A 249-nucleotide genomic window follows, 5' to 3' on the forward strand; every position below is an offset into this window, starting at 1 on the left:
ATCACCGTGATGCCCAGGTCCGCCACGCCCTCACCCGGCTGCTCAACTGGGCCCGCACCTGCGGAGTGAAAGCCATCGCGGTGGAAGACCTGGACTTCGGCGCGGAGAAGACCCGTGAGAAGCACGGCCGCCGCAAACGGTTCCGGCGGCTGATCTCGGGCATGCCCACCGGCCGGCTCCGCGCCCGGCTGACCTCGATGGCCGACCAGACCGGCATCGCCATCATCGCCGTGGACCCGGCCTACACCT

General features: G+C 69.9%; 1 pseudogene. It reads left to right on the plus strand.

The features are described from left to right. Positions 1-249 (plus strand): annotated as a pseudogene (locus IG08_RS0153620) (IS200/IS605 family element transposase accessory protein TnpB); the annotation flags it as partial.

This window comes from Streptomyces fulvoviolaceus, from assembly GCF_000718165.1.
GTDB classification, from domain to species: domain Bacteria; phylum Actinomycetota; class Actinomycetes; order Streptomycetales; family Streptomycetaceae; genus Streptomyces; species Streptomyces fulvoviolaceus.